Source organism: Ensifer sp. 2TAB8, from assembly GCF_052115125.1.
Classification (GTDB): domain Bacteria; phylum Pseudomonadota; class Alphaproteobacteria; order Rhizobiales; family Rhizobiaceae; genus Ensifer.
This window is the reverse complement of sequence record NZ_JBFRGB010000021.1, coordinates 14,829-39,645: the sequence shown is the minus strand read 5'-3', so window position 1 is coordinate 39,645 and position 24,817 is coordinate 14,829. Positions and strand designations below refer to the sequence as shown.

20 protein-coding genes are annotated in these 24,817 nt (G+C 63.2%); 9 read left to right on the top strand and 11 right to left on the bottom strand.

The features are described from left to right. Positions 1-180: 180 nt before the first annotated feature. The 10 genes from AB4Z53_RS26665 to AB4Z53_RS26620 form a co-directional block, all read right to left on the bottom strand. Positions 181-777 carry an SOS response-associated peptidase family protein gene (locus tag AB4Z53_RS26665; protein WP_441598642.1) on the bottom strand — a complete coding sequence of 199 codons (597 nt, stop codon included), beginning with the start codon at positions 775-777 and terminating at the stop codon, positions 181-183. 361 nt (positions 778-1,138) lie between these two features. After that, a complete protein-coding gene (locus AB4Z53_RS26660; protein ID WP_441598640.1) occupies positions 1,139-2,401 on the bottom strand; it encodes a benzoate/H(+) symporter BenE family transporter in 1,263 nt (420 codons plus the stop codon). 78 nt (positions 2,402-2,479) lie between these two features. Then, positions 2,480-3,286 carry an enoyl-CoA hydratase/isomerase family protein gene (locus tag AB4Z53_RS26655; protein WP_291159257.1) on the bottom strand — a complete coding sequence of 269 codons (807 nt, stop codon included), beginning with the start codon at positions 3,284-3,286 and terminating at the stop codon, positions 2,480-2,482. 38 nt (positions 3,287-3,324) lie between these two features. Further along, positions 3,325-4,842, bottom strand: coding sequence for an AMP-binding protein (locus AB4Z53_RS26650; protein ID WP_441598637.1), 1,518 nt, complete (start codon positions 4,840-4,842; stop codon positions 3,325-3,327). Beyond that, positions 4,835-5,347, bottom strand: a complete 513-nt coding sequence (locus AB4Z53_RS26645; protein WP_218685805.1) for a (2Fe-2S)-binding protein — start codon at positions 5,345-5,347, stop codon at positions 4,835-4,837. Before AB4Z53_RS26645 ends, AB4Z53_RS26650 begins: the two co-directional genes overlap by 8 nt. Continuing rightward, positions 5,335-6,162: an FAD binding domain-containing protein gene (locus tag AB4Z53_RS26640; protein WP_291159266.1), complete on the bottom strand. Its 828-nt coding sequence runs from the start codon at positions 6,160-6,162 to the stop codon at positions 5,335-5,337. Before AB4Z53_RS26640 ends, AB4Z53_RS26645 begins: the two co-directional genes overlap by 13 nt. After that, on the bottom strand, positions 6,159-9,131 hold the full coding sequence (locus AB4Z53_RS26635) for a xanthine dehydrogenase family protein molybdopterin-binding subunit (protein ID WP_441598635.1): 2,973 nt from the start codon (positions 9,129-9,131) through the stop codon (positions 6,159-6,161). The genes AB4Z53_RS26640 and AB4Z53_RS26635 overlap by 4 nt, the downstream gene beginning before the upstream one ends. A 90-nt stretch (positions 9,132-9,221) precedes the next feature. Then, positions 9,222-10,088, bottom strand: coding sequence for a helix-turn-helix transcriptional regulator (locus AB4Z53_RS26630; protein WP_441598633.1), 867 nt, complete (start codon positions 10,086-10,088; stop codon positions 9,222-9,224). A gap of 53 nt (positions 10,089-10,141) precedes the next feature. Continuing rightward, complete coding sequence (locus AB4Z53_RS26625; RefSeq protein WP_441598631.1) at positions 10,142-11,173, bottom strand: substrate-binding domain-containing protein; 1,032 nt, start codon at positions 11,171-11,173, stop codon at positions 10,142-10,144. 10 nt (positions 11,174-11,183) lie between these two features. Continuing rightward, a complete protein-coding gene (locus AB4Z53_RS26620) occupies positions 11,184-12,536 on the bottom strand; it encodes an ROK family protein (protein WP_441598629.1) in 1,353 nt (450 codons plus the stop codon). A gap of 182 nt (positions 12,537-12,718) precedes the next feature. Between AB4Z53_RS26620 and AB4Z53_RS26615 the strand changes: the two genes are divergently transcribed. The 6 genes from AB4Z53_RS26615 (at position 12,719) to AB4Z53_RS26590 (ending at position 18,786) form a co-directional block, all read left to right on the top strand. Then, complete coding sequence (locus tag AB4Z53_RS26615; RefSeq protein ID WP_218685801.1) at positions 12,719-13,531, top strand: sugar phosphate isomerase/epimerase family protein; 813 nt, start codon at positions 12,719-12,721, stop codon at positions 13,529-13,531. A 45-nt stretch (positions 13,532-13,576) separates the two neighbouring features. Then, positions 13,577-14,698, top strand: coding sequence for a substrate-binding domain-containing protein (locus AB4Z53_RS26610; protein ID WP_441598627.1), 1,122 nt, complete (start codon positions 13,577-13,579; stop codon positions 14,696-14,698). Positions 14,699-14,810: 112 nt separating this feature from the next. Further along, entirely contained in the window at positions 14,811-15,977 is a 1,167-nt protein-coding gene (locus AB4Z53_RS26605) for a Gfo/Idh/MocA family protein (protein WP_441598625.1), read from the top strand. Next, entirely contained in the window at positions 15,974-17,548 is a 1,575-nt protein-coding gene (locus tag AB4Z53_RS26600; RefSeq protein WP_441598623.1) for a sugar ABC transporter ATP-binding protein, read from the top strand. Before AB4Z53_RS26605 ends, AB4Z53_RS26600 begins: the two co-directional genes overlap by 4 nt. Then, positions 17,541-18,476 carry an ABC transporter permease gene (locus tag AB4Z53_RS26595; protein ID WP_441598621.1) on the top strand — a complete coding sequence of 312 codons (936 nt, stop codon included), beginning with the start codon at positions 17,541-17,543 and terminating at the stop codon, positions 18,474-18,476. Before AB4Z53_RS26600 ends, AB4Z53_RS26595 begins: the two co-directional genes overlap by 8 nt. A 4-nt stretch (positions 18,477-18,480) precedes the next feature. Beyond that, positions 18,481-18,786 carry a putative quinol monooxygenase gene (locus tag AB4Z53_RS26590; RefSeq protein WP_441598619.1) on the top strand — a complete coding sequence of 102 codons (306 nt, stop codon included), beginning with the start codon at positions 18,481-18,483 and terminating at the stop codon, positions 18,784-18,786. An 89-nt stretch (positions 18,787-18,875) separates the two neighbouring features. Here AB4Z53_RS26590 and AB4Z53_RS26585 read toward each other — a convergent pair whose 3' ends face one another. After that, a complete protein-coding gene (locus tag AB4Z53_RS26585) occupies positions 18,876-21,719 on the bottom strand; it encodes a PAS domain S-box protein (protein ID WP_441598617.1) in 2,844 nt (947 codons plus the stop codon). A gap of 195 nt (positions 21,720-21,914) precedes the next feature. Between AB4Z53_RS26585 and AB4Z53_RS26580 the strand changes: the two genes are divergently transcribed. From AB4Z53_RS26580 to AB4Z53_RS26570, 3 genes are all read left to right on the top strand, one after another. Further along, positions 21,915-22,301, top strand: a complete 387-nt coding sequence (locus AB4Z53_RS26580) for a hypothetical protein (RefSeq protein WP_441598615.1) — start codon at positions 21,915-21,917, stop codon at positions 22,299-22,301. A 101-nt stretch (positions 22,302-22,402) separates the two neighbouring features. After that, on the top strand, positions 22,403-23,098 hold the full coding sequence (locus AB4Z53_RS26575; RefSeq protein WP_441598613.1) for a response regulator transcription factor: 696 nt from the start codon (positions 22,403-22,405) through the stop codon (positions 23,096-23,098). Between the two features lie 19 nt (positions 23,099-23,117). Continuing rightward, positions 23,118-24,476 carry a sensor domain-containing phosphodiesterase gene (locus AB4Z53_RS26570; RefSeq protein WP_441598611.1) on the top strand — a complete coding sequence of 453 codons (1,359 nt, stop codon included), beginning with the start codon at positions 23,118-23,120 and terminating at the stop codon, positions 24,474-24,476. Positions 24,477-24,817 lie beyond the last annotated feature (341 nt).

Here is a 24,817-nt window from a genome sequence, read left to right as displayed (position 1 = left end):
TCTGATTACCGAAATCCCCTTCCGACCCTCGAAAGAAGTATCGATGACGACGCGCCGCTGGTCTTTCGGGTTGCGCCCCGAAAGACTGGCTAGAACGCGCAAACCGGGGGAGATTTGAACCGCACTAAGACGGGAGTATCGTTCCGGTACTGACACACGGCTCATTTCCTTCGAGCGCAGCTAGCCAGTCAACCCGTTCCCGCGGGTCTCCACCCTCAGCGAGCCGACCGGGAGTGGGCACAACAATTCTTCCTCAGGTTTGGTGAGGTTGATCCATGCCTGCCAATCGATCGGATGAAGAACAACGACCTGGCGATTGTGAAAAGGCTCCACATCCGGCCCCGGCTGCGTTGTCAACATCGTGAATGCTGCGGGCTGGCCCTTCTGGCTGGGCTTCCAGATTGCGGCAATCGCCATGAACGGCGCGCTCACCAGCGTGAAACGGTGTTTGGCCGTCGGGTGTTTCCTCCCCGCATGTTCAAAGAACGCGCTGGCTGGAACGAGACACCGATGGCTGTCGCTGAAATGCTTTCCCTTCGATCGAAGGTTGAACAAGGGGCCGCGCGTGCGGGTTCGGGGAAACCCGAATTTCATCTGCGTCAGCTCCACTATATGATCGCCCGCAGCTCTGATAACGGGCGCCATATCGCCCGGCTTGATTCCGTTGGCCGACGGCATATCCAGTTGTGTTTGATGCGTCGGGATGCCAAGTGCGAGATCCTGCATCACCTTGCAGTATTCGGTGTAGCCGATTTGTTGCTCGTACTCGTTGCACATAGGAACGCCTGCGTGTTTCGAACGGCGCTGCTGCGCACAGGGCCATCGATCATGTCGGCGGTTGGAACTACCGCCTTGACCCTGCAGTTCTACTGCCGACCCGATCATCGTCCGATGGTTCCAGCAACGCCCAACGTAACCCTTGGGGATGCGGTCAGCAATCCTCGCCGTCATAATGGACAGGCTCAGGCGACTTGGACCGCTAGGCGTGCGAGCATGCTGCCGGCGCGGCCCGTTCGTCGATGTCCTCTCGGGACTAAACAGTCAGAACCCACTCAATGGCCGAGATTGGACTGCCCCGGAAGGTCCAGTGCGGATGCACCGGGGCAGTGTTTTCCGTGCGACCGCTCACCTATGGGTGTCACGCAGCCTGTTTTGCCTTGAGCGTTCCGGCCTCGACCAGGGCCGATATGATAACGCCGGCGACGAGTGCCCAGAAGGGCGCGCTGATACCGAGAAGCGAGACGTTCGACATGGCGACTGCAAGCGCCACGAACGCGCCGGTCTGATTGCCGAGCGACTTGCCGAAAGCGTTCTGGAAGGCGGACAGGAGCACGCCGATCATCGCAAGGCCGGCGACGGTGCCGATGAGGGCCGACGGTAGGCTGAGCACGATCGGAACGGCGGTGCCGGCAAGGAGGCCGAAGGCGGCGAAGAGCACGCCGTTGACAACCGTCGCGGCATAGCGCCCCTCCTTGTTCTCGCCGGCCTGCTCGGACGAGCATATGGCTGTCATCGGGCCCGCGATATTGGCATTGTGGCCGCCGAGGAAGCCAGCCGCCACACCGCCGATGCCGGAAATGATGGTCATCGCGTTGACTGGCGGTCGGTAGCCTTCGGCCATCAGCACGCCGGTCGCCTGCGCGTTTTCGGCGCCAATCACGAGGAGGGCGAGCGGGATGGCGATGGCGAAGAAGGCATCGACGGAGAACACCGGCATCGTGAATTCAGGCGCCGCGAAGGCGATGTTGGCCGCCCCGCCTCCGACCGCACCGGTCGCGAGCGCCGCGATCAGGCCGGCGACGAGAGCCGCCAGCACCGGCGGAATGGTCTTCGACAGACGCATGGAGACGAAGAAGGCGAGGATCGCTGAGCCGGCAATCAGCGGCGCCGTGCCGAGCGCGGTCACGGCGCCTGTCGCAAAGCGGATCAAGGCGCCGGCGATCATCGCCATGACGATGGGCATCGGCAGCCAACGCATCACCTTGCCGATGAGCCCGGTGACACCCAGCAGCAGGACAAGCGCGCCCGCAAGGATGAAGGCGCCGACAGCCTCGTTGAACGGAATGGTCGCAAGCGATCCGGCGACGAGGGCCGCCCCCGGGATCGAATACGCGCCGTTGACCGGCAGCTTGTAGTAGAGTGCAAGCAGAAGGCTGATGATCCCGCCAAGCACGTAGATCGCAAAGAGCCAGGCCACAGTCTGCCCATTGGACAGATGGCCTGCCTCGGCTGCGCCGATGACGATCAGAGCCGGGCCGGAGCAGCCGAAGATGGCGGCGACGAGGCCTGCGCTCATCGTCTTGATGCCGAGATGCTTCGGCAGGTCGCGCAGACCCGACGCAAGGCCGGGTCCCCGTTCGACAAGGCGTCTTTCCTGTGTGGTCTGCTGTATCGTGTCCATTTTCAATCCTCCCGAAGCGGATCCGAGGCCGCTCCCTCCTCGCGGAAAATGCAGTCGGGTTCCCGCCCGGCCGATACCTCAGCGCCCGACGAAGGCCGGCGCGCGCTTTTCGTGGAAGGCGAGCACACCTTCGCGGAAATCCTCCGATGTGCGAAGCCGGCTGTAGCAGTGGCCCTCGAGTTCGATGGCCGTCGACAGCAGCGCGTCGTCGGTGTCGTTCAGGAGCTTCTTGGCGGTGCGCTGGGCAAGCGGCGAAAAGCCGATCAGTTCCTCGACGAGCGCATCCACGGCTTTTTCAAGATTGGCATCCGCAACGATTTCCGAGGCGATGCCCCAGTCGTAAGCCTCCTGGCCGGTGATCCGCTTCGAACGCATCACGATGTTCTTGGTGCGGGTGACGCCCACCATCTTCTGCAAGCGGGCCGAGCCGCCGGAACCCGGGATCTGACCGAGCTTCTGCTCAGGCAGCGCGTAGCGCGTGGTATCCGTCGCAATGCGAAAGTCGCAGGCGAGCGACAGTTCGAAGCCGACGCCGAAGCAATAGCCGCGGTTTGCAGCGATCACCGGCTTGGAGCAGCGGGCCGGTGCCGCGATGTTCCAGGCGAGGTGGGAGACGTGCTCCGGGCTTGCCTCGAGGAAGCCCTTGATGTTGCCGCCGGACGAGAAGTGCTCGCCCTTGCCGGCAACGACGATGATGCGCACGCGATCGTCCTCCTCGAGGGCCTCGAAGACCAGGCGCAACTGATCGCGCGCCACCATGGAGACGACGTTGTAGGGCGGGCGGTCGAGCGTGATGTCGGCGCGCTGGCGCGCCGCATCGATCGTGACGGTGAATCCGTCGAGCTCTGCGAGGCGTGGGTCCTGGAATGCGGCTTGTTCAGTCATGGATTTTCCTTTCGTGGGTCTGGGGGCGTTCTGGCCGCTCACTGATGTTCGGGAATGCGTTCTTCGGTGTACTCACCGGCCACCAGAAGGCGGCGCAGCAGCTTGCCGACAGGGGATTTCGGGATAGCCTCGACGAAGACGAACCGGCGCGGCCGGCGGAAGTTGGCAAGGCCGGATTCGCGGCAATGGCGATCGAGTTCCTCAGCCGTAACAGTGCCGCGCCGCTTGACGAAGGCGACGACGATCTTGCCCCAACGCTCGTCCGGCAGGCCGGCGACGGCGACTTCGGCAACGCCCTCATGCAGCGACAGACAGCTTTCGACCTCGACCGGCGAAACGTTCTCGCCGCCGGTGATGATCATGTCGTCCGCCCGCCCGGTGACGAAGAGATCGCCATCCGGGTCGACAAAGCCGGTGTCGCCGGTGAAATACCAGCCACCGTGAAGCGCCTTGGCATCCGCGTCCGGCCGGTTCCAGTAGCCTTCGAAGGCCTCGTCGCTCTTCATCAGTGCAATGATTTCACCTTCTTCGCCAACGGCCGCCCGCTCGTCCGGGTTGCGGCTGCCCAGTTTGACGACGCGGATCATCTGGTTGATGCCGGCGCGACCGGCCGAGCCGGGCTTGCCGGCCGCCATCTGTTCGATCGTGAAGGTGTAGATCTCCGACGAGCCGTAATGATTGACGAAAAGTTCGGGCTTGAAAGTCTGATCAAGTCTCTTCAGGAGCCCGTCGGTCATCGAAGCGCCGGCATAACCGAGCTTGCGGACGGAGGCGACGCGCTCGGGCGAAAAGGCTTCGTGATGCACGAGATCGTGGTAGAGCGTCGGCACCAGATAGAGGTTGGTGATCTTCTCGCGATCGATGAGATCGAGCGCCTTTCCCACGTCGAAGCGCGGCAGGCAGACGAAGGTCCCGCCGATCAGCGCGGACGCGATCAGCGAACGCACGCCCATCGTGTGATACAGCGGCATGACGCCAAGTGTGCGCTCGCCATGCCGGTAGAGGTTCTGCGCGACGTGGGCCAGGGCGCCGGCGCGCTCGGCCCGATGCCGTCGAGGCACCCCCTTCGGCTTCGACGTCGTGCCTGATGTATAGAGCATCAGCGACCAGTCCGCGGCGTCCGCCATCGGCACAGCATCGCGGGCGCTGCCTTCCATGATGCCGGCGAGCGCATCGGCGGAGAATTGCGGCAGGTCCCGCGCGAGGCGCGACAGGCGCACGGCCTCTTCCGTCGCGGCCTCGTAGAACACGGCCTTTGCGCTGGCATCCGCGATGCCGAAGTCGATCTCGTCGGCCTTGGCCCGCCAGTTGAGCGGCGTGACGATCAGGCCGAGGAATTGGCAGGCCCAGTGCAGCGACGCGTTCTCCCAACGGTTCTGCATGACGGTGAGCACATGGTCGCCCCGCTTCAGGCCGGTCTCGTTGAGGGCTGCGGCAAGCGCCGAGACCTTGCCGTACCAGTCGCGATAGCTCAATCGCATCGCCCCGTCGACGATCGCGAGCCGGTCCGGGTCGCGCTCGACGCTTGCGAGGAAGCTCGTTCCAAGATCAAACATTCGGTTTCTCCTCCTTCCGTTGTTCCTCCGCGGCGGCGAGCGCCGCCTCGACGATGGTCGCGTAGCCCGTGCACCGGCAGAGATGGCCGGAGAGGTGCTCGCGAATGTCTTCCCGGCCCGCGTCGGGACGCTCACGCAAAAGGACGTCGAGCGACATCAGGATGCCGGGTGTGCAGAAGCCGCATTGCAGGCCGTGGTGGCGGCGAAAGGCCGCCTGAAGCGGCGAGAGTTCGGCCGGGTCGGGCGAAAGCGCTTCCACAGTCCGCACATCGCTGCCGCGCACCTGCTGGGCGAGCGTCAGGCAGGCGCGGGCCGGCCTTCCGTCGATCTGCACGGTGCAGGCCCCGCAGACGCCGTGTTCGCAGCCCACGTGGGTGCCGGTCAACCCGATCTCGTGGCGCAGCAGGTCCGAGAGCAGCATGCGATTTTCAGCCTCTGCACGGACGGTTCGGCCATTCAGGGTGAAGTCGACCGGGTGCTTCCGGGCAGCGTTCATTCGCGGCATCGGCTTGCCTCCTTCAGGGTCTCGCGGCCAAGGCTGCGGACCAGTTCGCGCCGGTAGCGCGCGCTTGCGTGAATGTCGTCGCGGGCGTTCAGCGACCAGGCGATGTCGTTGATGGCATCGTCGAACTGGTCGTCGTCGAGCGCTGGCAGCGGGAAGACGCGAGGCCGGTCGTCGACGCCGGCAATGCCGAGCCGCGAGCCCCTGTCATCGGCGACGGCCGCGCAGGCGACGATGGCGAAATCGCCATGCCGGCGGCCGACCTCGCGGAAGGCGTAGCCGCTGCCGCGCCGGGCCTTCGGGAAATGTACGGCTTCGATCATCTCGCCCTCGGCGAGGTCGGTGGCCATCATACCGACGAAGAAGTCGTCCGCCTTGACCCTGCGCTTCTGTTTGCGGCTGCGCAGGCTGACCGCGCCGCCGAGCGTCACCAGGGAAAGCGGCAGCTCCGCGCTCGGGTCGGCATGGGCGATCGAGCCGCAGACCGTGCCGCGAGCCCGCGTCTGCACATGCCCGAGCCACGGGAAGGCGGCGGCCAGAAGCGGCAGGTCGAGCAGAAGGCTTGGCCAAGCTTCCAGTTCTGCCTGCCGCACGGCCGCGCCGACGACGATTTCGTCGCCCGATGTCTCGATCCGGTGCAATGCTTCAAGTCGCATGATGTCGACGAGCAGGGCAGGGCGGGCGAGCCGCATATTGAGCATCGGCACCAGCGACTGTCCGCCGGCGATCACGCGCGCTTCGCCGCCACCTTCGGCGAGCGCGGCAAGTACTTCCTCTGTTGTTTCCGGGCAGAGGAAATCGAAGGATGCGGGTTTCATCGGCGCCTCCAGAGGTTGAAGAGTCGCTGGATGAAGCCGGCGGCGGCGCTGGGAGGCGCGCCCCCGCCGGCATGACGGGCGAGCGCCTGGAAGAACTGGCCGATCACCACGCGCGCCGCGCCGTCGAGTAGGCGCCCGCCGACCGAGGCGACCTTGCCGCCGATCGCCGCCTCGTAGCGATAGTCGATGCGGGTGCCGGTGGTGGTTTCGGTCAGCGTGACGCGACCCGTACCGCGGCCGGAGCCGAGTGCGCCTTCCGTGCCGCCGGAGAGCGTAACGGTTTCCGGCTCGACCATGTCCGACAGGCGGATGTCGGCGCGGTAGCGGCCCTTGACCGGCCCGATGCCGAGTGTGACCTCGGCGCGGAAATGCGTGTCGGAAACTTTCCGGACCTCGTGCGCACCGGGGATGATCGCCTTCAGCGTGTTCGGGTCGAGCAGCATCGCCCAGACCGATTCGCGGGTGGCGGTAACCTCAGCCGAACCCGAACCGGTCAGCATCCGCTCGCCTGAGGCGCCGGTGGCGACCGGGGTCTGATCTAGCGGCTTCGACGGCGGTCGCTCTTCGCCATAGAGCCATTCGCTGACCCGGCTTGGTGACAGTGGCAGCCGGATGTCCTCGACGCCGAGCGCATCGGCGACGGCGTTGGCGATGCAGACGGGCGTCGACATGCAATTGCCCTCGCCGACGCCTTTGGCCCCGAGCGGTGTGAAGGGCGAGGGCGTCTCGTAATGGAGGATCAGCGGTTCCGGCGTCTCCAAGACGGTCGGGATCAGGTAGTCGGCGAGCGTTCCGGTCAGGAAGCTTCCGTCGCCGCCATAGGCATACTCCTCGTAGAGCGCGGCGCCGACTGCCTGCGCAAAGCCGCCGCGAACCTGGCCGTCGACCATGCCAGGATGCAGGACGCGGCCGCAGTCGTGCATCGTCACATAGCGGTCGATACGCACCTGGCCGGTCTTCCGGTCGATTTCCACGCCGCAGAAGTCGAAGATGAAGCCGTGACAGAGCGACGAGTTGATGCCGTCCGCAGCCGTCGGGGCCTGAAGCTCGTCCGGTGTCCAGAAGACCGTCTCGCGGATCGTCTGGTCGGTACCTTCGGGCAGGGTGCCGGGCGCCCAGTGGCTTGCGGCTGCGACGCGCCCGAAGGAGACCGAATTGTCCGGATTGTCGCGGTCCAGCAGCGTTCCGGCCCTGAAGTCCACGCGGTCAGGCGTGATGTTGAGCTGGCGAGCTGCGATCGTGGAGAGCCGGGCACGGATGCGGTCGGCCGCAAGTGCTGCAGCGCCCGCGACGGCGGGAGCGAAGCGGCTTGCATAATTGCCGGACGCGATCGACCAGGCGTCGCGCTCCGTGTCGAGTTCCGTGTTGACGCGCACCTTATCCATGGCAAGCCCGAGCCGCTCGGCAACCACCTGCGCCAGAACGGTGCGGTGACCCTGTCCCTGTGGCACGGAGGCCACCTTGACGGTGACGGAACCGAGCGGATCGATGGCGACCGTCGCGACGGCCTGCGCGCCGTTCTTCGGCCCGGCCTTTGCCCGCTCCTCAGGCGTCAGCACGGTCGTGATGTAACCCATGTTGGAGACGCTCGGCTCGACCACCGCCGCATAGCCGATGCCGTAGAGCCGCCCTTCGGCGCGCGCTGCGTCCCGCTGCCGCCGCAACGCATCGAGGCCGCCTTCCGCGGTGGCGCGATCGAGCGCTGCCCGGTAGTCGCCCGAATCGAGCAGCCCGCCGGTCGCGGTGCGGTAAGGGAAGGCGTCCGCCGGTACGAGGTTGCGGCGAATGACGTCGAGCGGGTCAAGGAGTAGTTCGTCGCCGATCTTGTGCACCAGCCGTTCAAGCGCGAAATAGATCTGCGGCCCGCCGAAACCACGGTTCAGCCCGGTCGGCGTCTTGTTGGTGAGCACGACGCGGTTGCGAATGGCGACATTTTCGATCGCATAGGCGCCGGTCATATTGCCGTGCATGCGGTAGAGCGTTGCCGGCTCTGGCGCGCGCAGATGGGCGCCGCAGTCTTCGAGTTGATCCCAGGAAAGCGCGGTGATGCGGCCATCGGCGGCGATGGCCGCCTCCAGCGTCGTGACGCGGTTGGTCGCCGATACGGATGCCGTCAGGTGTTCGAGCCGGTCCTCGATCCATTTTACCGGCCGCGCGGAGACGCGTGCGGCAACGGCCGCGAGGATGACATAGGGAAACACGCCCTGCTTGATGCCGAAGGAGCCGCCGGAATCGGGCGGCGTGCGCAGTCGCATACGGTTGCCGGGCACGTTCAGGGCGCGGGAAATCACCGCATGGATCGAGAACGGCCCCTGAAAATTCGCCGTGACGTCATAGGCGTCCTCGCCTGGATCATATTCCGCGATGACGCCGTAGGTCTCGATCGGCGTGCAGGAATTGCGCGGATAGTCGATGCGGATGGAAACGCGGTGGGCGGCCGCGGCGAACGCTTTTTCCGGGTCGCCATAACGAAAGGCGCGCTCGTTGATAAGGTTGGTGCCGAGCGACGGATGCAGCACCGGTGCGTCCGCCGCTAGCGCCTTCTCGGGATCGATGACGGCGGCCAGCGTCTCGTAATCGACCTCGATCAGGTCGAGCGCGTCTTCGGCGACATAGCGGTTTTCGGCGACGACAAGGGCAACGGGCTCCCCGACATAGCGCACCCGATCGCGGGCAATCGGCCAGCATTCGACATTGGCCTTTACTCCGACCGTCATGCTGCGGGTGAGCCTTGCCACGTCCGCGCCGGTCATGACGGCGATGACGCCTGGCAGCGCGCGGGCGGCATGCGTATTGATGGCACTGATCCCGGCATGGCCATGGGGCGAGCGCAGGATCGCCAGATGCGCGGTGTCACGCCGGACCGGCAGGTCGTCGATGTAGCGGCCGCGGCCGGTCAGAAGTCCGGCATCCTCGACACGTTCGACGGTCCGGCCGATCAGGCCTCCCGTCGTTTCCAATCTCGTCATTTTCTCCTCCCGCACCCGTTGGTGGAAGGTGCCGTGGAGCAAAGAGTGGAGGTGGGTGCGCGATCAGGCGATACCGAGGCGTATCAGGTCTTACCGAGGAGTCTCAAATTCTGGGGCCGAGAGGCGGGTGACATTGCGAAAGATGCTGGGCGACGACCCGGCGTGATCGTGGAAGAAGCGTGAAAAATGCGCCGGCACGGAAAAGCCGAGCTGGTCGCCGATCGCCGCGAAGCTCTGCGGTCCGTCGGCGACGGCCGTAACCGCCCGCTCGAGCCGCTGCACGTTGAGGAACACGCGCGGCGTCACCCCCATCGATGTTTCGAACAGCCGGAAAAAATGCGCCCGCGACAGGCCGACGTCGATCGCCAGACGGTCGAGATCGGAGATCTCGCCCGGTGTCGCCTTCATGCGCTCGACGGCCTTGCGGATGCGGAAGTCGAGCATCGGGCGCGAAGCGAGGTCACGGATCGAATTCGGTAGTGCGCGCCAGTCGGCGAAACGCTCGATAACGGCGATCATCAGTTCGCCCAGAAGCACCTCGTGGACCTCGGCGCTGTTGGGCTCGTGCACCATGGATTGCGAAAGCGCGTGCGTGCGCGAACGGATATTGGGGCTGATCGAACCCACATTGGAGGCGAAGAAGTCGGGGGCATGGCTCGTCGCCCAATTCGGCCGGAAATGGCCGAGCCACTGCGGTTCGATGTAAAGCGCAAGGATCACCGTCTTCGGACGCATCTGGTCGTGCGCATAGGCGTGCGGTTCCCAGGCGTTGATGAGAACCGCACTTTCGTCTGTCAGCGGGACGAGCCGATCGCGCACCGAAAACTGCGTGTCGGCCCCCTCGACCTTCAGCAGGACATGGCAATGCGGGTGCGCGTGCCGCACCAGGGGCCGATCCATATCCAGCAGCACCACTCTCCCGAAGCGGCCACGTGCGATGCGCAGAGCATTCGACATCGCTTAAATATTGTTCCTTTCCCGGAAACTGCAACCCTTCAAGGGGCAAGCTCTCAAGGTCGATGCCGGTCCGATCGCTTCCGGCCGACGAGACTGAGCGTGCGGAGAACTTCATGCGGCGCAGGCATGCGCCATACGGTCTGAAAGCACTCCACGACATTGCGCGCGGTCACGGCGAGGCCTGGAAGGGCGACCCAGGCCGGGGCAAGCCGGCCGAGGAGGGCGGTGACGGTGATGGACGCGGCGGTTTCGCCCTGGCGGAACGGCTGCTGGGCGGCAATGGCCACAAGCGGCTCGTTGGCCGCAAGCCCGATTGTGGCCTCCTGGCCAAGATCCACGGTCGCCATCGAAATTTTACGGCCCATTGTTTCGAGGACGCGGGCTGCGGTCATTGCCGGCGTATCCCAGACGACAAAGAGGCCGGCAAGTTCCGGATGGGCTTCGGCAAGCGTCCGCGTGGTTGCTGTGACCGCCGACAGCGCCGGAAAACGCTGCACGCGCAGCGAAACGTCTGGGCGATTGACCTGCATCCATTTCACGAAAGCGATCTCGCGTTCGTTGGTCGCGAAGAAATCGGCGTCATAGCCGAGCACGCCGACCTCGGCACCCTCGCGCAGATGCGGCGACAATCCTTCGGCCGCGATCTTTCCGAGGCCGAAATTGTCCGCCGAGACCAGCGAGATATAGTCCTTGCCCGGAAGCAGGCCGGTCGGCACGTTGTCGAGCAGGACGAGCTTGATGCCGGCCGACGACACGCGCGCATGCGAGCCCGCGACTTTCGAGTTGGCGACGGGCAGCGATATGATTGCATCCGGCGCCTCGAGGATCAGGCGCTCAAGGGCTTCGATCTGCGCCTGCGGGTCGAAGGCGCAATCGACCACGTCGATGACGGCGATCCCGCAATTGCCGAGCGTGCCGACGATGCCCGAAAGCTGCTGCTTGGCCCAGTCGCTCTCAAGCGTGTGGAGCACGATCGCGACGCGGAAGCCGCCGGCGCGCGCCCGCTCCATGTCCTCGGGCAGAAGCAGAACCCGTTCGGGTGCTGCTGCGCGCTCGCCGTGAGGGCCAAGACCAGTAATCGCCATTCCATCCTCCTCACATGTCCGGCGGCCGGACACTGTCTCCCTTGATGACCGTCCGTCGGGCGATTTCGTTTTTCATCTGCTGGAACAGCGGATGCGCCTGGGGATGGCCCGACATGATCCAGTCTCGCAGCATGGGGGCTGCGAACAGGCCTTCGGTCGCGACGATGGCGGCCCCGACGAGCCCCGATGAACTACCCATCTGGGAGCGGATGATCTGCAGATCGCGGCTGACGAGCGGATGGCAGGCGCCGTAAATTGCCTCGCGCGCCGAGGCGAGAAGAATGTCGTTGGTCTGGGCGATCGAGCCACACAGAACGATCAGCGCCGGATTGAGCATGTTGGCGAGCGTCGCGACCACCTGGCCGATCAGCCGGCCACTCTGCGACAGGATCTCGATTGCCGCGGCATCACCCATCTGTGCGGCCTGGGCGACTTCCAGCGCCGTGATGTCGCCGCCGCGCCGCGCAAGCTCGGCGAGGACCGGGCTCGCTCCGTTCTCCGCCGCAAGCCTGCCATCCTGGGCGATGTGGTCCGATCCCGCCATTGCTTCCAGCGTGCCGGTCCTGTCGCCTATCGTCACCGGTATGGAGCCGATGAGGCCGACGGTGCCTTGAGCGCCGCGAAACAGCGTCCCGTCGCTTGCCAGCCCGGCGCCGATGCGTTTGCCGACCTTCACCAGCAGCATCGTGCGCTGATTGCGTCCGGCGCCGGCGTGAAGTTCGCCCATCGTCATCGTTTCGACGCTGGAGCGAAGCCAGACTGGAGCATTGAAGGCAGCCACCAGTGTCTCGACCAGCGGAAAGCTCTCCCAACCCGGCAGGACACCAGGTGTGGCGCGCTGGAAGAGTGTCTCGCCGCCGTCGGACACGGCGCCGGGGACGGAAATGGAAATCCCGTAAAGTTGAGGATTTGACTGCCGCTCGAGAATCCAGCGGAAGAGTGTCACCAACCGTTCGGCAAGGGCTGAGACCGGCTGGGTGAGTTCGGTCGCTTCGTGATGTTCCATGAGCAGCGATCCGGCAAGATCGGCAACGCCCACGCCAAGTGCGGTCTGATCGAGCGTGGCGACAAGAATGCGTCCGCGGTCCGCCGAAAACCGCACAAGGCGCGGCGCCCGGCCACCCGTGGCGGTACCGAGCTCGCTTTCATCGACGAGGCCGAGCTCCAACAGCGTTCCGAGCCGATCAGCGACGACGGCGCGTCCAAGCTCGCTGCGCCGCTCGATCTCCTGGCGGGTGGTGGCCTGTTCGGTGCGGACGAGGTTGAGGATATCGACAAGGCTGGGTGCAGCGGTTTCGGAGACGCGCGGTCGCCCTTTGCGGCGCGGATGCCCATCAGTTTGCACGCTCGCCGTCGTCGGCATGGCTCTTCCTTTCTGGCAAATTTGCCTTCCATCCCTTGATAAAGCGGCTTCTTTCGACTGGCAACATCATACTTTTGCATTAAATCAGCAAAAGATATTCAAGTTATGCCTGTAAATATTTGACATCGAATTTTCTTCGGCGTAAGACCAGCTGCAACGACGGTCACTGGGAGGAAGCGCCGATGTCGGATTTCAAGCTCGCCTATCATGCGAATTGCTGGGGCAGCCTGGGCGGGGACGCGGTCGGCGTCACGTCGATCACCAATCTCGCCTACCGGACGTTTGGCGACATGAGCCGCGCCTTTGCCGACATAGCGGAGGCGGGCTACGAGGGTGTCGAGCTTTTCGACGGCAACCTTCTCGATTTCAGCATCGAGGACTTGCGTTCCCTGCTTGCCGACAACGGTCTCGCGCTTGTCGCGACCTATGCCGGTGGCAATTTCATCTTCGACGATATTCTGCCGGAGGAGCTTGCCCGGGTCGTCCGTGCTGCCGATCGCGCCGCCGAACTGGGCGCGCCGCATCTCGTCGTCGGCGGGGGTGCAAAGCGCTTCGACGGCATCCGCGAGGCGGACTATCACAAGCTGGCGGCAGCGCTCGACCGGGTGAAGGAGATCGCCGAAGCGCGGGGCCTTACCGCCCACTACCACCCCCATCTTTCGACGATTGTCGAGGGACCGGCGGAAGTGCGCAAGATTTTCGCGCTTACCGGTATCGATTTCTGCCCGGACACGGCCCATCTCGCGGCTGCTGGCGGCGATCCGGCGGCGCTTGTCCGCGAGCATGCGGCGCGCATCTCCTATGTCCATCTGAAGGGGTTCCAGAAAGAGCCCTTCGCCTTCACACCGATAGACCGTGGCGACGTTCCAACGGACGGCATCATCGCGGCCCTTCGGGAGGCCGGCTTTTCCGGCTGGGTTTGTACCGAACTCGATTCCTGGCCTGATCCGCTTGAGGGAGCAAAGGCGAGCATGGCCTATCTTAAATCGGCCTGACGGCCGGCACCGGGGCGGGAGCCCCACTTTCGGGAGGAGAAAGTGATGATGAAAAGACGAATTCTGTTGGGCACGGCCGCCGTACTGGCGTTCGCCCTTGCCCATGCCGGATCGGCCCTCGCCGATCCGGACACCGCTCTGGCTGACCTTCAAAAGACCGTTCTGTCCAAGGGGCCCTCAGGTGAAGACCCGTCGCCCGCCTCCGATGTGACGCTGACCGAGGAGGAGTTGGCGAAGATCAAGGCGATGAACGCAACGGCTGCGATCGTCATGCACTACGGCGGCAACGACTGGTCGCGCGCTCAGATCAACGGCCTGCAAACGCAGTTTGCCGCGATGGGCATCAAGGTCCTGGCTGTGACCGATGCCGGCTTCAAGCCGGAAAAGCAGGTCTCCGACATCGAGACCATTATGGCCCAGAAGCCGAGCATAATCGTGTCGATCCCGACCGACCCGACAGCGACCGCCGGTGCCTATAGGGCAGCGGCAGAGGCTGGCACCAAGCTCGTCTTCATGGACAACGTTCCGAGCGGTTTTGTGGCCGGGAAGGACTACGTTTCAGTCGTGTCGGCGGACAACTACGGCAATGGCGTCGCCGCGGCGCATCTCATGGCGAAGGCGCTGAACGGGAAGGGGGATATCGGAGTTGTCTTCCATGCTGCCGACTTCTTCGTCACCAGGCAGCGCTACGACGGGTTCAAGGCAACGATCGCGTCCGACTACCCCAATATCAAGATTGTGGCCGAGCAGGGTATCGGCGGACCGGACTTCTCGGGTGACGCGGAAAAGGCGGCGTCCGCCATCCTCACCTCCAACCCGGCCATTAACGGCATCTGGGCGGTTTGGGACGTGCCAGCCGAAGGCGTGATCTCGGCAGCGCGCGTTGCCGGCCGCGACGATCTTGCCATTACCACGATCGACCTCGGCGAGAACGTGGCGATCTCGATGGCGCAGGGCGGTTTCGTCAAGGGGCTCGGCGCGCAGCGGCCCTACGACGCCGGTGTGGTGGAAGCCAAGCTTGCCGGTTATGCGCTGCTTGGTAAGCAGGCGCCCGCCTTCGTCGCACTGCCGGCTCTACCGGTGACGCGGGAGACGCTGCTCGACGGCTGGAAGGCGGTCTATTCCACCGAGGCGACGGACAACATCAAGTCAAGCCTCGCACAGTGACCGAACAGGCGCGGGGCGCGACCCCCGTGCTCCGCGCCGAACGACATGATCCGGCTTCTGCCGGCAGATGGAACGCGGCTCGCTGCAGCCGACCTCTTTCAGGAGACAACTGATGACCAAAGTGATGAACGTCGCCATGATCGGCGGCGGCTTCATGGGCAAGGCGCATGCCATGGCCTATGCCTCCATGCCGATGTTCTTCTGGCCCGCACCGGCCATTCCCTATCGCAAGGTCGTCGTCGACGTGACAGACGGCATGGCGGAGGAAGCGCGCCGGCGTTACGGCTTTGAGGAAGCGTCCTCGGACTGGCGGGCCGTCGTCAATCGGCCGGACATCGACGTCGTCGATATCTGCACACCGAACAATGTGCATGCCGAGATTGCCATCGAGGCGGCGAAGGCTGGCAAGCACATCATCTGCGAGAAACCGCTTGCCCGCACCGTCGAGGAGGCGAAGGCGATGCTCGATGCGGTGAAGGCCGCGGGCGTCATCCACATGGTCGCCTTCAACTATCGCCGCACGCCGGCGGTGGCGCTTGCCAGGAAGTACATCGAAGAGGGGCGCATCGGCCGGATCCTGAATTTCCGCGGCACCTATCTGCAGGACTGGTCGGCAGACCCGGATTCACCGCTCTCCTGGCGCTTCCAGAAGAAGATCGCCGGGTCCGGCTCGATCGGCGACATCGCCACTCATGTGGTCGATCTTGCGCACTTTCTCGTCGGCCCGATCGCCGAGGTAAACGCCCTGACCACGACCTACAACAAGACGCGGCCGCTCCAGCAGGGAGGCATCGACAAACTTGGCGCGGCGGAAAAAGCCACGGATGCCGAGCGCGGCGAGGTGGATGTCGACGACGAGGTCGTCTCGATGCTGAAGTTCGAGGGCGGCGCGATCGGAAGCCTTGAAGCAACCCGCAACGCCTATGGTCGCAACAACTTCATCACCCTGGAAATTCACGGCACCAAGGGATCGATCCACTTCAACTACGAGCGCCGCGACGAGCTACAGGTGATGTTTGCCGACGATCCGGCAGATGCGCGTGGCTTCCGCACCGTCTACACCGGCCCGGCGCACCCCTATGGCGATGGCCTCTGGCCGATCCCCGGTCTCGGCATCGGTTATTCAGAGACGAAGATCGTCGAGTGCTACGATTTCTTCTCGGCTATCGCGAAGAACCGGCAGCCGAGCCCCAACTTCGAAGATGGCTTTTTGACCGAACTCGTCGCTGACGCCCTTATCCGCTCCGGTGAGACGGGACAATGGGAGAAGGTGGGATGATTGCAAGCGTCGCTGCCGTCCGCATGACCGGCATTTCCAAGGCTTTCGGGGGGGTACGCGCGCTGGACGGCGTATCCTTGGAGGTCCTGCCCGGCGAGGTCCATGCGCTGCTTGGCGGCAATGGCGCCGGCAAGTCGACGATCCTCAAGGTGCTGAACGGCGTGCATCGCCCCGACCAGGGCGCAATCGAGGTCGGCGGCCTGCCTCTGACGAGGCATACGCCGGAGGCGTCGCGGGCTGCCGGCATCGCGATGAACTACCAGGAAATGAGCCTGGTCCCGACGTTGACGGTCGCCCAGAACATCTTCCTGACGCGCGAATGCCGTGATGGCACGGGGTTCATCGATGACCGGGAAGCCGAGCGGCGCGCGGCGGACATTTTCGCGCTGCTCGACGTCTTCGTCGATCCGAAAGCCGTGGTCGGCGATCTCGGCGCCGGCCAGAAGCAGTTGACGGAGATCGCCAAGGCGATCTCGCAGGACGCCAAGGTGCTGATTTTGGACGAACCATCGACGGCGCTTGCCGTTTCCGATGTCGAGCGGCTCTTCGGTTTCCTGCGCAAACTGAAGGGGAAGGGGGTGGCGATCATCTATGTCAGCCACCGCATGGACGAGATAGCTCGCATCGCCGACCGCGCGACGATCCTGCGCGACGGTCGTCACGTCATCACGGCCCCGCTTGATGAATTGCCGATCGACACGATGATCGAGCATATCGTCGGCCGGCGCTCGAAAGGCCTGTCGGACGTCGAGCGCGGCGAGACCGTCAAAGGCGAAGTGCTGCTGGAACTCGCGAATGTCAGCGGCCTTCAAAAGCCGGAGAATATTTCCCTAACGCTGCATCGCGGCGAAATCCTGGGGCTCGCAGGGCTGCTCGGCTCAGGCCGTTCGTCGCTTGCGCGGGTGATCGCCGGCATCGATCCGGCCGTCAATGGCGAGATATACATCAAGGGTCGCGCCGTCTCGATCCGTAGACCGGGCGACGCGATTGCCGCGGGCGTCGCGCTGGTACCGGAGGCGCGTGCCACGCAGGGCATCATCCCCGCCCATTCGGTTGCCTCCAACATGATCCTCGCCGTCATCGATCGGCTTTCCACGGGCGGCCTCGTTGATACGAAGGCTGCAAACGACCTGACCGACGCGCAAATCGAGCGCCTGCGCGTGAAAACCGCGAGCCGCGACCACGCCGTCTCGACGCTTTCTGGCGGCAACCAGCAGAAGGTGGTCATAGGTAAGTGGCTCGCGACCAATCCGGACATTCTCATCCTCGACGAGCCGACGGCAGGCATCGATATCGGTTCGAAATCCGAGATCATCCGTCTGGTTCGCGAACTTGCCGCCGCCGGCAAGGGCATCATCATGATCTCGTCCGAACTCTCGGAGCTCCTGACCGCCTGCGATCGCATTCTCGTCATGTCCGAGGGGCGCGTGCGCCAGGACCTGGCGCGCGAGGCGCTGGAAGACCCTGCGGTACCCTTTGATGACCTTGAGCACCGTCTTCAGGCGGCCGAACAGCGGCTGCAGATCGAAATCCAGAAAGCCCTTGCGGTTCAAGAGGTATCCAATGGCTAATGCCTTCTTCGCCAACTGGCGCCAGAATATCATCTATATCGGCTTCGTCGTCATCTTCCTCGTCTTCGCAGTGACGCTGGCCGACAAGGGGTTTCTCAATCCCAACAACCTGCTCAACATCGTACGGCAGACGGCGATGATCGCAGTCATGGCGATCGCCATGACCTTCGTTCTCTCAGCCGGTGAGATCGACCTTTCCGTCGGCGCAGTCGCGGGCCTTTCGACCGTCACCGTGGCCATGGCGATCGCCGCCGGAGGGCCGGTGGTCGGCGTCGGGGCCGGCATCGCCACGGGTCTTGCGGTCGGCATGTTCAACGGATGGCTGACCACCCGCATTGGCATTCCCTCTTTCCTCACCACGCTTGCCATGATGGGTATCGCCAAAGGCGTTGCCATGTGGATATCCGCGACGGCGGCGGTACCGATCCTGTCGCCCGGCTATTCCTGGCTCTTCGGCGGCGGCAATCTCGGGCCAGTGCCAGTGCTGCTCTTCTGGATGGCGTTGCTCGGCGGCATCGGCCATGTGGCGCTGCGGCGCTCGGGGTTCGGCCGACGGGTGCTGGCGACCGGTGGTGGCGAGACGGCGGCGCGCTATTCCGGCATCGACACGAAGGCGATCAAGTTCAAGGTGCTGGTCATCTCATCGCTCGCGGCAGCGCTCGCCGGCATGCTCTATGCGGGGCGTCTGCAATCCGGCCGTTTCCAGCTAGGCGAGGGCGACGAACTCTCGGTTATCGCGGCCGCGGTGCTTGGCGGCACGAGCCTCTTCGGCGGCAAGGGAACGGTGATCGGCACCATCGTAGGCGCCCTGATGATCGGTCTCATCAATAACGGTCTCATCCTGATGGGGCTCGAATTCAGCCAGCAACTGATCGCCCGCGGCGGCATCATCATTCTCGCCGTCGCGCTCAGCCAGAAGCGGAACTGATGCCATGACCGTTTCGCTCATTGCAACGCTGACAGGCCGCCCGGAAATGCGAGAAGAACTGTTCCGGCTTCTCGTCGATCAGGTCGAGCCAACCCGGGCCGAACACGGCTGCATAGACTACAACCTTCATGTTGATGCGATCGATCCTTGCGTCTTCGCGTTCTGTGAGAACTGGAAGAGCCAGGAAGATCTCGACGCGCACATGGAAATGCCGCACTTGAAGCCGCTCAAAAGCCAGATCGACCGCTTGCTGGCAAAACCGATCGACATATGGCGGCTGCTGCCGGCGGAGCCCACGGGGAACAGGTGATCGGATTGCGCCTGACGAGGTCGGCAATCAGCGCTGCCTGCGAAACGGCCTTGGTCGTTCTTCATTCGGCTAATCTGCGACACAGGCGCTCATCGATTGTCTTGCGACGCGCCGATCGTCTCCCGCAAGGTCTCAGCAAGCTGCCGTCGCGTATAGGGTTTTGCAAGCGGCCTTAATCGTGACGTGGCGCCGATGCGTTCGACATCCGCGTAGCCGGTCGCCAGGACAACCGGGACGTTCGGATAGAGCCTCATGATCTTGGCCGCCATAGCGTCGCCGTCAATTGGGCCGGGCATTACCACATCGGAGAAAACCAAATCGAACGGTCCGTCTGTCTTGAGTAGCTGCAATGCTTCCGTTGCGTCGTCCGCGCATGTGACGGAATAACCGAGCGAAACGAGTGTGCCCGCGGCGAATTCACGGACCATTGGATCATCCTCCACGACGAGAATGCGCTCACTGCCACCCTCCAGCACTCCGTTCGAGACAGGCTCCGCGGGTATTTCCGTAGACGCCAGTCGAGGAAAGGACATGAAAATGGTTGTTCCCATGCCCGCTTCCGATTCAATTTCGATCCGGCCCCCTGATTGCCGCACGAAGCCATACACCATGCTGAGACCTAACCCGCTGCCCTTGCCGAAGGGCTTCGTTGTGAAGAACGGCTCAAAGGCCTTTGCCCGCGTCTCCGCGTCCATCCCGAACCCGTTATCGGAGATTCGGATCATCGCGTCGTCATCGCTTTGAGCCGTCGAGATTGTCACCCTGCCGCCATCGGGCATTGCGTCGCGTGCGTTGATGCAGATGTTCACGATGGACGCTTCTAGTTGCGCAGCATCCGCTCTGACGTGACCTGCCGCCGGATCAAGCGCGAGGTGGAGGATGATGGTTTCGCCAAGAGCCGTCGACAGCAATCCCTCCATGGCCCGGATGGTCCCGTTGATGTTCAGGGACGCCGGTTCGAGTGGTTGGCGTCCCGCGAAACTGAGGAGCTGGCGTGTGAGGGCAGCGCCTTGCCGCGAGGCCTTGTGGTTCAACTGTGCGATTGCAGAAAGTCGCGGATCGGCGACTTCGTCGGCCAACGTCTCCGCTGTCCCGATGATGACTGTCAACAGGTTGTTGAAATCATGGGCGACGCCGCCCGTCAGTTGGCCTATGGCTTCAAGCCGCTGTGCCTGCAGCCGTTTTGCCTCGTTCAGCCGTGTCTCAGTGACATCGCGGACACCACCGACCATTCGGGTTGCCATGCCTGCGGGATTGCGGATGATGTGCCCCTGATCGAGAACCTCGGCATATGTCCCCGTTCCGCGACGGAAGCGGTACTCTTCCAGCCATTTGTCGACCCCATCTTCAATTGCGGCAAGCACGGTGGACACGACACGTGCGCGGTCGTCCGGGTGGATCTTGGATTCCCATTCCCGAAAACCATCCTCGATCGGCACGTCGTCGTGCCCGAAGACGGATTTGATGTTGCTGTTCCATTGCACACGGCCAGTGGCAATGTCCCAGTCCCAGACCGCGTCCGTCGTCATCCTGGCGACAATTGCGAAGCGTTCCTCGCTTTCTGTCAGCCGCTCCGCTGCTCGCTTTTTGTCGGTGATGTCGCGACCGGTTGCGACGAAATGGCTCGCGCATCCGTCGGAACCGACAATGGGTGCGATGCTCATGTCCACCCAGTATTCGCGACCGTCCTTGGCGTAGTTCAGAAGTTCAGTGCGGATCGCCCTTGACCGCGTGATCGCGCGATCAATCGCTTCAATGGTGGCGCGTTCGGTCCGGGGGCCCTGAAGAAAGCCGGGAGATCGGCCGAGTGCGTCAGGGCGTGAATAGCCCGTGATCCTGACGAAGGCGTCGTTGACGTAGACGATCGTTTGCCCACCCCCGGGCTGAGATGCGGCCTTCGTTATCATGACGAAGTCCTCGATTCTCGAGATCGCCATTTCCAGCAGATGCAAGTGCTGATCGGCCACATGCCGCTTGGTCACATCCCGGAAATAGACGGTCAGCCCTCCCGGCCCCGGATAGGCGATGACCGAGAACCAGGCATTCAGGGACTCGTAAAGGACTTCGAAATCGGCTGTCTCGCTTTCGCGGACGGCACGCTCGTAGTGCTGCCGGATGATCCCCGAGGAGGCCTCTGGGAACTCCTGCCAGATCAGGCGGCCCATAAGCGCCGATCGCGGGCGCGCGAGCAGACGTTCGGCCTGATGGTTGAGGTAGGTGAAGCGCCAATCGGTATCGAGCTGGAAAAACGCATCGCTGATGTTCTCCATCGACTCGGCCAGGCGCCGCTCAAGATCCCTGGCGGTATTCTCCAGCCGCTTACGCTCATCGATATCCTGGAGGGCGCCCTGTATTTGCGAGATGTGGCCCATGCCGTCGCGGATCGCCACGCCGATTGCGCGAACCCATTTCCGCCGGCCCGTGCCATCGATGATCTTCACCTCGATATCGTAGGGTAGACCGGTTGCAACGCAGGTTTCGAAGTGCCGCAGGATGGCATCTCGCCATTCCGGCGCAAAATAGCCGACCCCCTCCTCGAAGGTGATGGTCTTGCCGCTTGGTCTGTCGTGGATCGCCCAGGTTTCATCCGACAATTCAATCCTCCGATCGGGCAGGTGCACAACCCATCCGCCGAGCTTCGCTGCTTTGCCGGCGATCTCGAGCAGAGCCTGGTTCCCATAGAGATCTTGCGACTGTCGGCGTGCGTCGCGAGGCAGGGTCTCATCTTGACCGAGTCGCCACGCGATGATCAGCGTTGCGCCGACGACCCAGAGCCATGCCGTTGCCGGGAGCCAGGCGACGACGAAAGCGGAGATGCCGCCAACCAGCACTCCAGCGGAAAACCGATCCGTTGCACATTGCCTGAGGCCAGTCATTAGGATGCGAAAGCCTTTGCCAGCATCTGCATTTTCCCATCGCATGATTTGCATCATCCTCAGCCGCCGTTGATTTCAACCTCGATAGTCTCAAGCGTTGCACTAATCCATGAGCGGTCGCTAACTTTTACCTTATTTAAATTTGGCGCCGCGGTCGCTTAACGGTGTGTCGCTTTAATCGATGCATCCAACTGCCGCGTTTCCTGCATCCCGACGGAGGAGGGGGATCGCGGCAAGCATCGAGGTCGCCCTGTGAAGCCGACAAAGAGAACGACCTATCTCAGCCGTGTCGAATCCGAGTACTTCAGCCGCAAGTGGTACCGGCGAAGCGTCACGCTCTTCTGCAACCTGTTCTTTACCGGAAAATGGATGCGCAAGGCGCAGATCGTTCGCTGCCTCATTGTGGAGATCAGCGAGGGGGGAGCCACGGTGCGCATAGGAAAGTCGCTGATTCCAGATCACGCTTACCTTGTATTCGGCAGGTTTGATGTCGTGATCGGCAGTATCGTCGTTCAGCGCGATCCGGGGCACCTACATCTTTGCTTTGTAAAACAATTGAGGCCGAACTTCGTCAATCGGCTGGCACGCATGAGCTCCCCGTTTTCCACCTTGGAAAGTCTCAACCCGGAAACCATATAAGTTTGCAGAAACGTGCAGCCAATGCTGCGCCCAATGCCATCCCCGCTCTCTGGCGCACAGGAAGGAGGCTTGGGCCACCCCACCAAACATTCGAAGAGACCATGAATATTATGATCATCGAAGATCAGCGAGACGTCGTTGATATGTTGCGGCTGAACTGGTCGGATTCTCGGGACCAGCTAGATTGCCTTGCATCCGTGAGGCAGGCAAACCGCTTCATTCATTCAAACGAGCTCGCTGCCTATGACTGCATCCTCATCGACATCAACTTGAAAGACGGAAGTGGGCTCGAAGTGCTTCGCGAGGCGCGCTCACGCTCCAATGTCCCTATCGTCATGATCTCGGGCGCTGGAGACGCCGATAGCCGGGCGGATGCCATCAGTGTCGGTGCCGACGATTACGTGATGAAGCCGTTCAGCGTGAAGGAACTACGCGCCCGCGTCCATCGCCTGCACGAAGCGCGTATGGGCCGCAACGCTTCGCGGCAGAGCTTTGCTTTCAAGATCGGCAATATCTATTGCGACATTGGACGGCTATCGATGGATTTCGAAGGCGCCAGTCGGCCGCTGACCGCACTCGAAGGACGGATACTGCGTGTCCTTCACGACAGGGCCGGTGAGGATTGCCCGAAATCGTCCATTGCAAGGCAGGCGCTCTTTCGTGAACACGACCCCCGCGACAAGACGATCGACGTCTATATCAACCGGCTGCGCGGCAAACTTGCGGAATTGGATGCCGCGAGCGGCGAGGTCATCAAGACGATCCGCGGTGTGGGCTATCGCCTGAGCGAAATCTAACAACAGTGAGAGTAGCCACATGCTTGAGTGCGTTGTTCGTCAGGCGATCTCCGCGGAAGCGGCCGAACCCTATCCACTGGAAGAAGGGGCCCGCCTCAAACGCCTGAGGGAGTTGTCCATTGTGTCATGCGGCCCTGATCCGGTGCTCGATGCACTGGTCGATGCCGCCTGCCTCGCGGCCGAGACGCCGATCGGCCTCATCACCTTGCTTGATGGTGAACGCCAATGGTTCAAGTCGAAGCGAGGCATCGAAGGGGACGGATCCCGCAGGGCGGATGCCTTCTGCGACTACACAATCCAGTCGTCGCGGCCCTTCGTCGTGCCGGATGCCGCTCGCGATGCCCGCTTTGCCAAAAACCCTTTCGTCACCGGAGGTGCCAGGATCCGCTTTTATGCCGGCGTGCCGTTGGAGATCGAGCCGGGGATTCGGCTCGGCTCGCTCTGTGTTCTCGATCAGGTGCCGCGACGGCTCGGAACCGACGTGCGCGGCTTGCTGGCCCGGCTGGCGCGTTGCGCCGTGGAACGCCTCCTGCAATCTGAAGACCGGTATCTGTTGTCCCGGCTCGACTCTGCACGGCTCAATCGCGTGAAAGGGGATAGGGCGGTGCTAGCACTCGCGGAAGAGGCGCTGGCGGAGGGGCTCTTCACGCTCCATTACCAGCCGAAGATTGCGCTCGATACGGGAAGGCGGGTCGGCTTTGAGGCGCTTCTGAGGCTCCAGAAGCCCGATGGATCGGTAATCGGTCCGGCTGCCTTTTCCCCGGCGCTGGACGACCCGGCACTCTCCAGGCGCATCGGCAGTTTTGTGCTGCAGTGCGCTGTTGCACAAGCCACGGCGTGGGAGAGGGCCGGCGTCGATTTCGGGCACATCGCGATCAACGTCTCATCGTCGCAGTTCATCGCGTTTCCGGGTGGCCGCTGCCTTGTCGATGAAATCCTGGGCGCGACGCGGTCGGCAGGACTGTCGTCTCGCCGTATCCAGATCGAGGTCACGGAAGGTGTCATGCTTTCGGAGCAGGGCGGCTATATCGGCACGCAGCTTGAGGCGCTGCGTGCAGCCGGTTTTATCGTGGCTTTTGACGATTTCGGTACTGGCTTTGCATCACTCGTACACCTGAAGGAATTTGCGTACGACCAGATCAAGATCGACGGGTGCTTCGTGCGTGCGATGACCGGCTCGAGAGCCGATCATTCTATTGTGAAGGCCATCCTTGATATGGCAAATGCACTGGGAAAGCAGGTCGTCGCCGAGGGTGTTGAAACGGTTACAGAACTCCACGCACTACGAGAGCTTGGCTGCCAATATGGCCAAGGGTTTCTCTTCGGTCGGCCCACCAGCGCATCTGCATTACAATTTTCTCCTGGTCGAGCTCGGTAGTATGATCCAGTTGGCGAAGAGCCCGTTCGTGCCCGTCTGTCAAGTTCGCAGAGAACGTGTGCATCGCATCGCCGGCTGACCGGCTCCCCCTGCGAGAGCCTCTCAGCTGGTGGAGAGCCTGAGCCAGTGAGTATGGCTTCCATTCACCATTTCGTTCCTCCCCCGAGCGTGTTAATCACTGAGTAGAGTTTTTCGTTTCGTCCTGTGGATGTTCGGTCCCCGTTCCGGAAGCTTTCTCTGATTGTTAAAAAACCGAGCGAACCGTGTCCGCGCCGACGAGGCAAAGCTTGCTGCCTCAAAATCCCCCGGGTCTGGCATCTCCGTCTAGCGTTTCCGCGGCG